The sequence below is a fragment of the Streptomyces sp. NPDC005393 genome (assembly GCF_040606675.1).
GTDB lineage: Bacteria > Actinomycetota > Actinomycetes > Streptomycetales > Streptomycetaceae > Streptomyces.
Genome location: NZ_JBEXFG010000016.1, coordinates 14594 through 26355, shown reverse-complemented (window position 1 = coordinate 26355; position 11762 = coordinate 14594). Strand labels below are relative to the sequence as shown.

Annotated in this window: 13 protein-coding genes, 1 tRNA gene and 1 pseudogene; 5 read left to right on the top strand and 10 right to left on the bottom strand. The window is 71.7% G+C overall.

Annotated elements, in window-relative coordinates:
* Positions 1 to 22: 22 nt before the first annotated feature.
* The 3 genes from ABZS71_RS16025 to ABZS71_RS16015 form a co-directional block, all read right to left on the bottom strand.
* Complete coding sequence (locus tag ABZS71_RS16025) at positions 23 to 1609, bottom strand: PP2C family serine/threonine-protein phosphatase (RefSeq protein WP_356210679.1); 1587 nt, start codon at positions 1607 to 1609, stop codon at positions 23 to 25.
* A 75-nt stretch (positions 1610 to 1684) separates the two neighbouring features.
* Positions 1685 to 2209 carry an FHA domain-containing protein gene (locus ABZS71_RS16020; protein WP_355858157.1) on the bottom strand — a complete coding sequence of 175 codons (525 nt, stop codon included), beginning with the start codon at positions 2207 to 2209 and terminating at the stop codon, positions 1685 to 1687.
* Between the two features lie 10 nt (positions 2210 to 2219).
* Positions 2220 to 3056, bottom strand: coding sequence for an FhaA domain-containing protein (locus ABZS71_RS16015; RefSeq protein WP_356210540.1), 837 nt, complete (start codon positions 3054 to 3056; stop codon positions 2220 to 2222).
* Between the two features lie 328 nt (positions 3057 to 3384).
* Here ABZS71_RS16015 and ABZS71_RS16010 point away from each other — a divergent pair.
* A tRNA-Leu gene (locus ABZS71_RS16010) sits at positions 3385 to 3471 on the top strand.
* A 148-nt stretch (positions 3472 to 3619) separates the two neighbouring features.
* Here ABZS71_RS16010 and ABZS71_RS16005 read toward each other — a convergent pair.
* Positions 3620 to 4273, bottom strand: a complete 654-nt coding sequence (locus ABZS71_RS16005; RefSeq protein WP_356210537.1) for an NAD(P)H-dependent oxidoreductase — start codon at positions 4271 to 4273, stop codon at positions 3620 to 3622.
* A 121-nt stretch (positions 4274 to 4394) separates the two neighbouring features.
* On the opposite strand from ABZS71_RS16005, the gene ABZS71_RS16000 reads away from it, so the two are divergent.
* The 4 genes from ABZS71_RS16000 to ABZS71_RS15985 all read left to right on the top strand — a co-directional run bounded on the left by ABZS71_RS16000 (position 4395) and on the right by ABZS71_RS15985 (position 7797).
* Positions 4395 to 4775 carry a helix-turn-helix domain-containing protein gene (locus ABZS71_RS16000; RefSeq protein ID WP_355858166.1) on the top strand — a complete coding sequence of 127 codons (381 nt, stop codon included), beginning with the start codon at positions 4395 to 4397 and terminating at the stop codon, positions 4773 to 4775.
* 159 nt (positions 4776 to 4934) lie between these two features.
* On the top strand, positions 4935 to 6422 hold the full coding sequence (locus ABZS71_RS15995; RefSeq protein WP_356210534.1) for a DUF2252 domain-containing protein: 1488 nt from the start codon (positions 4935 to 4937) through the stop codon (positions 6420 to 6422).
* 159 nt (positions 6423 to 6581) lie between these two features.
* Positions 6582 to 7403, top strand: a complete 822-nt coding sequence (locus ABZS71_RS15990; RefSeq protein ID WP_356210677.1) for a hypothetical protein — start codon at positions 6582 to 6584, stop codon at positions 7401 to 7403.
* Between the two features lie 43 nt (positions 7404 to 7446).
* Positions 7447 to 7797: a rhodanese-like domain-containing protein gene (locus tag ABZS71_RS15985; RefSeq protein ID WP_356210532.1), complete on the top strand. Its 351-nt coding sequence runs from the start codon at positions 7447 to 7449 to the stop codon at positions 7795 to 7797.
* Positions 7798 to 7871: 74 nt separating this feature from the next.
* On the opposite strand, the pseudogene ABZS71_RS15980 reads toward ABZS71_RS15985, so the two are convergent.
* The 6 genes and pseudogenes from ABZS71_RS15980 to paaA all read right to left on the bottom strand — a co-directional run.
* Positions 7872 to 8018: pseudogene (locus ABZS71_RS15980) on the bottom strand (acyl-CoA dehydrogenase); the annotation flags it as partial.
* A gap of 92 nt (positions 8019 to 8110) precedes the next feature.
* The gene (locus ABZS71_RS15975) at positions 8111 to 9214 is read right to left on the bottom strand and encodes a 2Fe-2S iron-sulfur cluster-binding protein (RefSeq protein WP_356210529.1); all 1104 of its coding nucleotides are present in this window, start codon (positions 9212 to 9214) and stop codon (positions 8111 to 8113) included.
* Positions 9214 to 9735, bottom strand: coding sequence for a 1,2-phenylacetyl-CoA epoxidase subunit PaaD (gene paaD / locus ABZS71_RS15970; protein ID WP_355858178.1), 522 nt, complete (start codon positions 9733 to 9735; stop codon positions 9214 to 9216). The genes ABZS71_RS15975 and paaD overlap by 1 nt, the downstream gene beginning before the upstream one ends.
* Complete coding sequence (gene paaC, locus ABZS71_RS15965; protein ID WP_355858181.1) at positions 9729 to 10430, bottom strand: 1,2-phenylacetyl-CoA epoxidase subunit PaaC; 702 nt, start codon at positions 10428 to 10430, stop codon at positions 9729 to 9731. The genes paaD and paaC overlap by 7 nt, the downstream gene beginning before the upstream one ends.
* A complete protein-coding gene (gene paaB, locus ABZS71_RS15960) occupies positions 10427 to 10723 on the bottom strand; it encodes a 1,2-phenylacetyl-CoA epoxidase subunit PaaB (RefSeq protein ID WP_355858184.1) in 297 nt (98 codons plus the stop codon). The genes paaC and paaB overlap by 4 nt, the downstream gene beginning before the upstream one ends.
* Positions 10720 to 11670, bottom strand: a complete 951-nt coding sequence (gene paaA, locus ABZS71_RS15955; protein WP_356210526.1) for a 1,2-phenylacetyl-CoA epoxidase subunit PaaA — start codon at positions 11668 to 11670, stop codon at positions 10720 to 10722. Before paaA ends, paaB begins: the two co-directional genes overlap by 4 nt.
* Positions 11671 to 11762 lie beyond the last annotated feature (92 nt).

Sequence of the window (11762 nt, the reverse complement as noted above, 5' to 3'; positions counted from 1 at the left end):
GGGTGGACGGCCCCTTACGGCTTCACTGCTGGGTGCTGCTGCACTGCGGGACCAACTTCTTCTCATCCTCCGAGAGAGTGGGGCCGGGCTTCGGAGTGGGAGAAGTCGTCGGCGTCGTCGTGGGCTTCGGCGTGGCCTTGGCGGCGCGCGTCTCCGTCCCGCTCTTGTCGGCCGTGGGCTTGGCGCCGCTCCCCTGGGTCTTGCCGGCGCTCGGGGTGGCCTTACCGGACGCGCCGCCGGCCTGGCCCTCGTCGCCGGTGAGGTCCTTCTGGCTCTCCTCCGCCTTCCGCTGCGCGTCGGCCTTTCTGCAGGCGCTGGCGAGGGTGGCGAGGTCCGTGGTCTTGTCCTCGGCCTGGTCCAGACCACTGACCGCGATGGTGTCCTCGACCCGGCCGCGCTGGTCGGTCGGGAGGTACTTGAGTTCGATCTCGCGGTGGTCCTCATGGACCTTGTTGAGCTTGATCCAGGCGAGGTCCTGGCTGATGCCCTGGTAGATCGCGACGTGGTCGCCGTTGGCGCCCACGTAGTACTGCGACTGCGTCCAGCGGTAGCCGCCGTAGAGCCCGCCGCCGATCACGGCGAGACCCAGCACGATGAAGAGCGACCGCTTGGCCCATGTCTTGCGACCGCTCTTCTTGCTGAAGTCCCCGTCGGCATACGCCCCGAAGCTTCCCTCGGGCGGTCCGCCGATGGCCGGACCGCCGCTGCCGGGCGGCCCGAAGCCGCCCCGCGCGTCACCCTGCTGCGGCACGGACCGGCCGAGCTCGGCGGCGCGGCCCGCGGGGGTGTGCGCGGCGCCGCCGTCCCCGAGGGGGATCTGGTTCTCGGCGACCGCGCCCACGATGACGGGGGTGTCGTTGAGCTGCCCGGCCAGGGTGTCGCCGCCGTCGACGTCGAGGACGTCGGCGACGATGCAGGTGATGTTGTCGGGGCCGCCGCCGCGCAGCGCGAGCTGAATGAGCTCCTGCACGGTCTCGTGCGGGCCCTGGTAGCTGGCGAGGGTGTCCTCGAGGGTCTGGTGGCTGACGACGCCGGACAGGCCGTCGGAGCAGATCAGATAGCGGTCCCCGGCCCGGACCTCGCGGATGGACAGATCGGGCTCGACATGGTCGCCGCTGCCCAGGGCGCGCATCAGCAGGGAGCGCTGCGGGTGGGTGCCCGCCTCCTCCTCGGTGATCCGGCCCTCGTCGACGAGGCGCTGGACCCAGGTGTGGTCCTGGGTGATCTGGGTGAGCACACCGTCACGCAGCAGATACGCGCGCGAGTCGCCGACGTGCACGAGACCGAGCCGCTGGCCGGTCCACAGCAGGGCGGTGAGCGTGGTGCCCATGCCCTCCAGCTGGGGGTCCTCCTCGACCATGACGCGCAGCTGGTCGTTGGCGCGCTGCACGGCGCTGCCCAGCGAGGTCAGGATGTCCGACCCCGGGACGTCGTCGTCGAGCTGGACGAGGGTGGAGATCACCTCGGAGCTGGCGACCTCGCCGGCGGCCTGGCCGCCCATGCCGTCGGCGATGGCGAGCAGCCGGGGACCGGCGTAACCGGAGTCCTCGTTGCCCTCCCGGATCATGCCCTTGTGCGATCCGGCCGCGAAACGCAGTGACAGACTCATGCGCACCTCGCCCGTCGGCTCCGGGTACAGCCCCTTGCCAACCACGCTGCCCACCCTCCGGTCGTCATGGTCCTACTACTTCCGCAGCTCGATGACGGTTTTGCCGATACGGATCGGCGCGCCGAGCGGAATCGGTGTCGGTGTGGTGAGTCGGGTCCGGTCGAGATAGGTGCCATTGGTGGACCCGAGATCCTCGACGATCCACTGGCCGTCACGGTCCGGGTAGATCCTGGCATGCCGGCTGGAGGCGTAGTCGTCGTCCAGCACGATTGTTGAATCGTGCGCACGGCCGAGAGTGACGGTCTGCCCCTGCAGGGCGACCGTGGTGCCGGTCAGCGTGCCTTCGGAGACCACCAGCTTGGTGGGGGCCCCACGGCGGCCGCGGCCGCCCGACTGCTGGCGCTGCTGCGGCGGTGCTGCCGGCTGCTGCTGTTGCCGCTGAGGCTGCGGCCGGTCGGGGGCGCCGCGGCGCGCCGAACCGCGCTGGGTCACGCGGGTCCCGAACAGGTCGCTACGGATGACCTGAATGGCCACGATGACGAACAGCCACAGTACGGCGAGGAAACCCAACCGCATGACCGTGAGGGTCAGCTCTGACATTGCCCCCGCTTCACCCTTCGGCTTGCCGGTAAACGATGGTGGTGCTGCCCACGACGATGCGTGAGCCGTCGCGGAGCGTAGCGCGCGTGGTGTGCTGTCCGTCCACCACGATGCCGTTGGTCGACCCCAGATCCTGGATGGTCGGCGGTGTTCCGACCCGGATTTCGCAGTGTCTGCGGGAGACACCGGGGTCGTCAATCCGCACGTCAGCGTCGGTGGAGCGGCCCAGGACCAGCGTGGGCCGGGAGATCTGGTGGCGGGTGCTGTTGATCTCGATCCAGCGCCGGGTCTGGCCCTGCGGCTGCGCGCCGATGCCGGCTCCCGCCCCGCCGGTGCGGGGCACCGGACGGGCGCCGGGAGGCGCTGAGGGCATCGGAGGCGCACCCGAGGGCTGGGCGGGGTAGCCGCCGGGGCGCTGCTGGGCCGCGCCGGCGCTACCGCGGCCCGGCGCCTGCTGCGGGCTCTGGGACTCGCTGGAGGCCAGGGTCCGGCTGCGCACCCGGTAGAGGCCGGTGTCGAGATCGTCGGCCTTCTCCAGATGGACCTTGATGGAGCCCATGAAGGTGTAACGCTGCTGCTTGGCGTAGTCGCGCACCATGCTGGACAGCTCGTCGCCGAGCTGTCCGGAATACGGGGCCAGCCGCTCGTAGTCGCCCGTGCTCAGCTCGACGATGAAGTCGTTGGGGACGACGGTCCGGTCGCGATTCCAAATCGTTGCGTTGTTGTCGCATTCACGCTGGAGCGCGCCCGCGATCTCGACGGGCTGGACCTCGGACTTGAACACCTTGGCGAAGGTGCCATTCACGAGACCCTCGAGACGCTGCTCGAAGCGCTTCAGTACTCCCACGGGGCACCTCCTTCCTCAGTCGTGCTCAGTGTCGTCCTCGTACTGCTTACTGATCGTATCCACGCGTCGGGAAATCGGGTGGTTCCCCTTCCTGGCCCTGTGGAGCAGTGTCACCTCTCACAAGGATCGTAGAGGTGCCCTGACGACAGTGTCCCGCAACCGTGACCGACTCCGAGCGGGCGGGGGGCGAGGGCATCGGATACGGGTGTGAATCCACCCTCCGCAGCGTGCTAATGTTCTGGATGTCGAAAGGCGCTCCCCCACGAACCGGGCCGATCGAAGTGATCAATCCGGGGGGCGGGGCCTGCAGCCGAACGACAACACCCATGCGCGGGTGGCGGAATAGGCAGACGCGCTGGATTCAGGTTCCAGTGCCCGAAAGGGCGTGGGGGTTCAACTCCCCCCTCGCGCACCAGTCGGAGCGGGCCCCTCCAGAGTGACAAAAGTCGCTCGGAGGGGCCCGCTTCGCCTTTGCCCGACGACGCGGGCGGCTGAGGGGCCTCCCCGTGCGGGGAGGCCCCGGGCCCGCTGGACGAGGCCCCTGCTGCCTGTGCCGGTCCGGATCAGGCGGCGAAGCGGGCGGCGAGCGCCTTGGCCTTCGCGGCGGCGTCCTCGTGGGCCTTCGCCTTGGAGGCGTCCGAGAGCTCGATCAGGTCGGCCATCGCGGGGTTGCCACGGGCCAGCGTGAGCTCCGGCACAACGAACTCGACCTCGAGGCCGAGCGCCCCGTTCAGTGCCTTCTCCAGGTAGGTCGTGACGAACTCGAAGCTCTCCCGCGGGGTGCCGGGGCCGTAACCGCCGCCACGGCTGGCGACGACGACGGCAGGGGTGCCCGAGGTGGTGGTCTGCTCCGCGCCCGAGGTGCGGCCCATGATGATCACGTGGTCCAGCCACGCCTTGAGGGTGGAGGGAATCGTGAAGTTGTACATCGGGGCGCCGATGAGGACCGCGTCGGCCTGCTCCAGCTCGGTGGCCAGGGTGTCCCGCAGCGCGAAGGCGGCCTGCTGCTTCGGCGTGCGGGCGTCGGCGGGGATGAAGCCGGCGTGCGCGGCGAGGCCGTCCAGGTGCGGCAGGGGCTCGGCGGCCAGGTCGCGGTAGATGACCGTGCCGTCCGGATGCTGGGCCTCCCACTCCTTGCGGAAGCTGGCGGCGACGGTGCGGGAAGCGGAGGCTTCGCCGGGGAAGACCGAGGTGTCGATGTGCAGAAGGGTGGGCATGGGATGCCTCCGTTATGACCAGGGCTCCGGGAAGGAACCAGTTAATTCCTACGTACCTACGGAAAGGCACAGTAGCTTACTTTTCCGCAGTCCCAAACGAGAACGCAGTAGTCTGTATTCCATGGCGGACGGTGGCGGGCACGAGGAGCGCAGCGAGCAGGCGTGTAAGCAGGTCGACGGCAAGATCACGCGGGTCTTCGAGCTCTTCGGAAAACGGTGGACCGGGCTGATCGTGGCGGTGCTGACGGAGCGCGGGGCGTACTTCGCCGAGCTTCGGCGGGCCATCCCGGGCATCAGCGAGCGCATGCTGTCGGACCGGCTCACCGAGCTGGCGGCGGCGGGGCTGGTGGTGCGGGAGGTCGACGCCGGGCCGCCGCTGCGGGTCGCCTACCGGCTGACGGACGCGGGGAAGGCGCTGGAGCCCGCGCTGAAGGAACTGGCGCGCTGGGCGGAGGACCATCTGCCGGAAGGCGGCGGCTGTCCGGAGCAGTTCCGGCGCTGAGCTGGTGCGCAGGGCCCGTCGGGACGGTTGTCCACAGGCTCTGACGGTGTTTCCCGGAGAGCGGTACGGTCTGGTCAGTCGATGTCGTTGTCGGCGTTGTTGGGGGTTGCCGGCGCTGATCGGGGTTGCCGGCGACGCGCGAGGGAAACGGGGGGCGCGATGACGGACGGCCGGAGCGGTGGGAGCGAGCCGGGCGACGGGGCCGAGGTGAGCGACGGGGGTGCGGCCGGGGTGGCCCGGCGGCTGCCGCCGGTGCCGGGCTTCGCCACGTGGCACGGTGACGGGCCGTCACCCCGGCAGCAGGGCAAGGCGCTGCGTAAGCGGGTGCCGCGCTCGGCACAGGCCGAGCCGCCGTCGGGCGCGGACCGGCCGGACGCGGTGGCGGCGGTCGAGCGGTCGAACGCCGGGCGGCTGGCGGAGCTGACGCCGATACGGGTCGGGCGGATGGCCGCCACCCCCTTCTCCTTTCTGCGCGGGGCGGCCGGGCTGATGGCCCATGACCTCGCGGCCACACCCGTGACCGGAATCGGAGCACAGCTGTGCGGCGATGCGCACGCCGCCAACTTCGGGCTCTACGGGGACGCACGCGGCGGTCTGGTCATCGATCTCAACGACTTCGACGAGACCATCCACGGTCCGTGGGAGTGGGATGTGAAGCGGCTCGCCACCTCGCTGGTGCTGGCCGGCCGGGAGGCGGGGGCGGACGAGGACACCTGCCGGGCGGCGGCCCATGACGCGGTCGGTGCCTACCGCCGCACGGTCCGGCTGTTGGCCAGGCTCCCGGCGGCCGACGCCTGGAACGCGATCGCGGACGAGGAACTGGTCTCCCACACGGACGCCAAGGATCTGGCCGGGACGCTGGAGCGGGTCTCCGAGAAGGCCCGGCGCAACACGAGCGCGCGATTCGCCGCCCGGGCCACGGAGGCCGTGCCCGGCGAGGAGGGCTCATCCGGGCGGCCCGGGGCCCGGCGCTTCGTGGGCGCGCCGCCGGTGCTGCGCCGGGTGCCGGACGACGAGGCGGCGGCGGTGGCCTCGGCGCTCGGCGAGTATCTGGAGACGCTGCCGGAGGACCGGCTGCCGCTGCTCGCCCGGTACGAGGTGCACGATGTGGCGTTCCGGGTGGTCGGCACGGGCAGCGTGGGGACCCGGTCGTATGTGGTGCTGCTGCTCGACCACCGGGGCGAGCCGATGGTGCTCCAGGTGAAGGAGGCGCGTCCCTCCGCGCTGCTGCCGTATGTGGCGAAGGCCGGTTTCGAGGTGCCGGATGTCACACACGAGGGGCGCCGTGTGGTGCTCGGGCAGAAGCGGATGCAGGTGGTCAGCGACATCCTGCTGGGGTGGACCACCGTGCGGGGGCGGCAGTACCAGGTGCGGCAGTTCCGGAACCGCAAGGGAAGCGTGGACCCGGCGGCGCTGGCCGCCGACCAGATGGACGACTACGGGCGGATGACCGGAGCGCTGCTGGCGCGGGCCCATGCGCACAGCGCCGATCCGCGGCTGCTGGCCGGGTACTGCGGCAAGAACGAGGAGCTGGACGAGGCCGTGGCCGCCTTCGCGGTGGCGTACGCGGACCGTACGGAGGCGGACCACTCCGAGCTGGTCGCGGCGGTGCGCGCCGGGCGGATAGCGGCCGAGCTGGGGGTGTGAGCCGTGACAGGGGTGCGAGGTTCCGTCGCCCCCGGCCACCGGACGTAGGCTGAGCGGGTGACGAACCCGGAAGCGCAGCAGCAGGCACAGCAGTCGGTGTCGGAGGCGGAGCCCCAGGCGGAATCGCACGACCGGTCGCAGGAGTCCCGGTCCGAGGAGATCCCGTCCGAGGAGTCCCGGTCCGAGGAGTCCCGGTCCGAGGAGGAGGCGCGGGCCGCCGAGCGCCTTGAGCGGGCGGTGCGGGCGGCCGAGCAGGCGCTGATCGAGTTCGAGATCGCGGTGGAGACCTTCCGGGTGGAGGTGGAGAACTTCTCCCGGCTCCACCATCAGCGGCTCGGGCCGATGTACTCGCGCCTCGACGAGCTGGACGCGCTGATCGCCGAGGCGGTCGCGGCCCGTACCGGCGACCCCGAGGACATCCGGAAGGCCCGTGAGGCGCGGGGGCTGGTCCTGCCCATGCCGGGCGTGGAAGAGCTGTTCAACGGCTGGATCGACTCGGAGGGTCTCTCGCCGGAGGCGGCCGCCATGCTCACCGAGCGGCCGGTGCAGCCGCCGCCGCGGGTGCGGCCGAGCGAGGAGGCCCGCCGGATCTACCGGGAGCTGGCCCGTAAGGCCCATCCGGACCTGGCCGAGGAGGAGGCCGAGCGGGAGCGGCGCGGCGCGTTCATCGTGCGGGTCAACGCGGCCTATGCGGCCGGGGACGTGGAGACGCTGCGGGCGCTGGCCGAGGAGTGGGCGGCCGGCCCGCCGCCGCCGGAGCGGCGGGCGAGCCGCAGCGAGGAGCTGTACGCCCGGCTGGAGTGGCTGGCCGAGCGCAAGGAGATGCTGGCCGCGGCCGCCGCCGAGCTGGAGTCGAGCGCGATCGGCGCGATGATCAAAATGGCTCCTGAGGATCCGGACCGGCTGCTGGACGAGATCGCCGAGCAGCTGCTGACCCAGGCCGCCGAGAAGGAGGCCCGGCTGGCGGAGCTCGCGCGGTAGTAGGTTTTCTCTGGCTGCTGATGTCGTGTGAGAGGTGTGTGTGATGCGTTTTGCCCAGCTTCCCGAGATGGAGGCCGCGGCGGTGCCGGCCGACGGCTTTCTGCTGGACGTCCGGGAGGACGACGAGTGGGCTGCCGGGCATGCCGAAGGCGCTCTGCACATCCCCATGGGCCAGGTCGTCGCCCGGTTCGGTGAGCTGACCGAGGCGGTCGGCGAGCGGCGGGTGCATGTGGTGTGCCGGGTCGGCGGGCGGTCCGCGCAGGTGACGCAGTATCTGGTCGCGCAGGGTCTGGACGCGGTGAATGTGGACGGCGGGATGCTCGCCTGGGACGCTGCGGGCCGCCCGATGGTGGCCGGCCCCGACGACACTGCCGAAGGGGCCTTCGTGCTCTAGGGGCTCTAGGGGCGCCATGTGCTCCAGGGGCGCCTGGCCGGTCCGCGCCGCAGCGGCCCGAGGGCCTGCCCGAGCCGGTGCCACAGCGCCCGGTCGATGTCGTCGGCGACGGCGCCGGGGGTCATCGCGGGGCTGGGCACGCCGACCGGGGCGACGGAGGAGAAGACGGCCTTCGCCGCCTGGACGGCTGCCTGCTGCTCCTCGGTGGAGGTGAAGTCCACTGTCCGTCCTCCCGCGCCGCGGCTGTGTCCGACGGCCGGTCAAGATGGAACAGGTTATACAAGAAGGGAACACGCCCGGAACGGCCCGGCCCTCAGCGGTCGAAGTCCAACTCCACCCGTTCGCCGACCGGATGGGCCTGACAGGCCAGCACATAGCCCGCCTCCACCTCGTCCGGCTCCAGCGCGAAGTTCCGGTCCATCCGCACCTCGCCGGAGACCAGGAACGCCCGGCAGGTCCCGCACACCCCGCCCTTGCAGGCGTACGGCGCGTCCGCGCGGTTGCGCAGCACGGTCTCCAGAAGCGGCTCCCCGTCCCGCACCGGCCAGGTGCCCGACCGCCCGTCCAGGGTCGCCGTCACCGAGCTGTGCGACGCGGCGGCGGCCGGCGCGGGGGAGACGTCCTCGCCGGAGCCCGTCTGGACATGGAAGATCTCCTGGTGGACCCGGCCGCGGGCGACGCCGAGACCGCGCAGCGCCCGCTCGGCGGCGCGCACCAGCCCGTATGGCCCGCACAGGAACCAGCCGTCCACCGATCGCACCGGCAGCAGCGCGGGGAGCAGCCCGGTCAGCCGCTCCTCGTCGAGCCGCCCGGACACCAGCCCGGTCTGCTGCTCCTCCTGGGAGAGCGCGGTCACCAGCTGGAACCGGTCGGGCCAGCGGTCCTTGAGGTCGGCGACCTCCTCCAGGAACATCGTCGAGGCGGCGGTGCGGTCGCTGCGGATCAGACAGAAGCGGGCCGCGGGCTGCCGGCTGAGCAGCGTCGTGGCGATGGACAGCACGGGCGTGATGCCGCTGCCGCCGACGACCGCGGCGAAGTGCCCGGGCCTGGGGGCGAGGACGAACCGGCCGGCCGGGGCCATCACCTCCACGACCTCGCCGACCGCCAGCTCCTTGAGGGCATACGTCGAGAACGCGCCGCCCTCCACCAGCCGCACCCCGACCCGCAGGAACTCCGGTCCCTCGCCGCCCGGGCCCGGTGTGCAGATCGAGTACGTCCGCCGGATCTCCGCGCCGTCCGCGAACCGCCGCACCGCGATGTGCTGCCCCGGGGCGAAGCGGAATGCCTCGCGCAGCCCGGGCGGCACCCGCAGGGTGACGGCCACCGCGTCATCGGTGAGCCGGTCGACGGCCGCCACCCGCAGCGGGTGGAACGCGCCATGACCGGGCGTGGCCCGCACCACCGCTTCTGCGGCCATCACAACTCCTTGAAGTGGTCGAACGGTTCGCGGCACGCCTCGCAGCGGCGCAGCGCCTTGCAGGCGGTGGAGGAGAAGCGATTCAGCAAGGTGGTCTCGGTCGAGCCGCAGTGCGGGCAGCGCACCGCGAGCGCGACGGCGACCGGGCCGCCCGCCGCCGCGCGGCCCGGCGAGGGCGGCGCTATGCCGGCCTCCGCGAGCTTGCGGCGGCCCTCGGCGCTGATCGCGTCCGTGGTCCACGGCGGGGAGAGGACCGTGCGGACCGCCACCTCGGGGATGCCCCGCTCGTGCAGCACCCGCTCGATATCGGCGGCCATCGACTCCAGCGCGGGGCAGCCGGTGTAGGTGGGGGTCAGCTCGACCTCGACCCGGCCCGGCGCCAGGATCCGCAGCCCGCGCACCACGCCCAGCTCGGCCAGGGACACCATCGGCAGCTCGGGGTCCGGGACGGATCCGGCCAGCCGCCGCAGCTCCTCTTCGAGCGGGGTGGTGCGGGGGGCGTGGGGCGTGGGCGTCACCATGTCGCCCCCGGATGGCTGCGGTGCAGATGCTGCATCTGGGCGAGCATCGGGCCGAACGGCTCGGTATGGATGCCCTGGCGCCCGGCGCCGGCCGCCCAGGAGCTCCGCTGCGGCCCCTCGGGCATGGCCAGGGTGGCGCGGCCCAGGACGGAGCCGACGCGGTCCAGCCACTGCGTGTGCAGGGCGTCCCACTCCACCTCGCACCCCTCGACCGGCGCGAACAGCTCCCCGGTGAACCGCCACAGCGCCTCCAGCCCGCGCCCCATCCGCTCATGGCTCTCGGCCGTGCCGTCGCCGAGCCGCAGGGTCCAGTGCTCGGCGTGGTCGCGGTGGTAGGCCACCTCCTTGACCGCCTTGGCGGCGAGGGGTGCGAAGGGGCCGGTGCCCCGCGCCAGCCGCTCGTACAGCAGCTCCTGATAGGTGGAGAAGTAGAGCTGGCGGGCGATGGTGTGGGCGAAGTCACCGTTCGGCTGCTCGACGAGCTGGACGTTGCGGAACGCCCGCTCCTCGCGCAGATACGCCAGCTCGTCCTCGTCGCCGGCCAGGGAGAGCAGCACCCGGGCCTGGCCGAGCAGATCGAGGGCGATATTGGCGAGCGCGACCTCCTCCTCCAGCACGGGGGCGTGCCCGGCCCACTCCCCCAGTCGGTGGGAGAGCACCAGCGCGTCGTCGCCCAGGGCGAGGGCCGCGGTCACAGGTGCCGCACCCCTTCCGGGATCTCGTAGAAGGTGGGATGGCGGTAGGGCTTGTCGGCGGCCGGATCGAAGAACGGGGCCTTCTCGTCTGGAGACGAGGCGGTGATCTCCGCGGACGGCACCACCCAGATCGATACGCCTTCCGAGCGCCGGGTGTACAGATCGCGGGCGTTGCGCAGGGCCATCTCGGCGTCCGGCGCGTGCAGGGATCCGGCGTGGGTGTGCGACAGCCCGCGCCTGCTGCGCACGAACACCTCCCACAGCGGCCACTCTCCGCTTGGACTGTCGCTCATGCCTGTGCCTTCCCGTGCTTGGCCGCGAACGCGGCGGCGGCCTCGCGCACCCAGGCGCCTTCCTCATGGGCCCGGCGCCGCTGGGACATCCGCTCGGCGTTGCACGGGCCGTTGCCCCGCAGCACCTCCCGGAACTCCTCCCAGTCGATCGGGCCGAAGTCGTAATGCTCCCGCTCCTCGTTCCACCGCAGCTCGGGGTCGGGGAGGGTGAGGCCGAGCGACTCGGCCTGTGGGACGCAGATGTCGACGAAGCGCTGGCGCAGCTCGTCGTTCGAATGGCGCTTGATCTTCCAGGCCATCGACTGGGCGGAGTGGGCCGATGCGTCGTCCGGCGGGCCGAACATCATGAGCGACGGCCACCACCAGCGGTCCACCGCGTCCTGCGCCATGGCGTGCTGTGCCTCGGTGCCCCGGCTCAGGGCCAGCAGCAACTCATATCCCTGGCGCTGGTGGAAGGACTCCTCCTTGCAGATCCGGACCATCGCGCGGGCGTAAGGACCGTAGGAGCAGCGGCAGAGCGGGACTTGGTTGGTGATCGCGGCACCGTCCACCAGCCAGCCGATGGCGCCGACGTCGGCCCAGGTCAGCGTGGGGTAGTTGAAGATCGACGAGTATTTCTGGCGGCCCGAGTGCAGCTTGTCGAGCAGCTCGCCCCGGCTGGTGCCCAGGGTCTCGGCCGCGCTGTAGAGATACAGGCCGTGGCCCGCCTCGTCCTGGACCTTCGCCATCAGGATCGCCTTGCGGCGCAACGAGGGGGCGCGGGCGATCCAGTTGGCCTCCGGCAGCATGCCGATGATCTCGGAGTGGGCGTGCTGGGCCATCTGCCGGACCAGCGACGCCCGGTAGTCATCGGGCATCCAGTCGCGCGGCTCGATGCGCTCGTCCGCGGCCAGGGTGGCGTCGAACTCCGCCTCGTATACCCCCGCCTCCGCCGCCATGGTCGTCATGCGAAGCCCCTTCGCCGCCGTCGCCACCGACCGGCCAGCCGACCGACCGATCGTTCGGTTCAATGGTGTGCTGGCGGCACGTAGGGTGTCAA

Bases quoted from the DNA above. Each gene is read 5' to 3' on its own strand.
- ABZS71_RS16005 (WP_356210537.1), bottom strand. From the start codon at position 4,273: ATGCCCACCCTTCTGCACATCGACACCTCGGTCTTCCCCGGCGAAGCC.
- paaA (WP_356210526.1), bottom strand. From the start codon at position 11,670: ATGACGACCATGGCGGCGGAGGCGGGGGTATACGAGGCGGAGTTCGAC.
- ABZS71_RS15995 (WP_356210534.1), top strand. From the start codon at position 4,935: ATGACGGACGGCCGGAGCGGTGGGAGCGAGCCGGGCGACGGGGCCGAG.
- ABZS71_RS15985 (WP_356210532.1), top strand. From the start codon at position 7,447: ATGCGTTTTGCCCAGCTTCCCGAGATGGAGGCCGCGGCGGTGCCGGCC.
- ABZS71_RS16025 (WP_356210679.1), bottom strand. From the start codon at position 1,609: ATGAGTCTGTCACTGCGTTTCGCGGCCGGATCGCACAAGGGCATGATC.
- paaD (WP_355858178.1), bottom strand. From the start codon at position 9,735: ATGGTGACGCCCACGCCCCACGCCCCCCGCACCACCCCGCTCGAAGAG.
- ABZS71_RS16000 (WP_355858166.1), top strand. From the start codon at position 4,395: ATGGCGGACGGTGGCGGGCACGAGGAGCGCAGCGAGCAGGCGTGTAAG.
- paaB (WP_355858184.1), bottom strand. From the start codon at position 10,723: ATGAGCGACAGTCCAAGCGGAGAGTGGCCGCTGTGGGAGGTGTTCGTG.
- ABZS71_RS16020 (WP_355858157.1), bottom strand. From the start codon at position 2,209: ATGTCAGAGCTGACCCTCACGGTCATGCGGTTGGGTTTCCTCGCCGTA.
- ABZS71_RS15975 (WP_356210529.1), bottom strand. From the start codon at position 9,214: ATGGCCGCAGAAGCGGTGGTGCGGGCCACGCCCGGTCATGGCGCGTTC.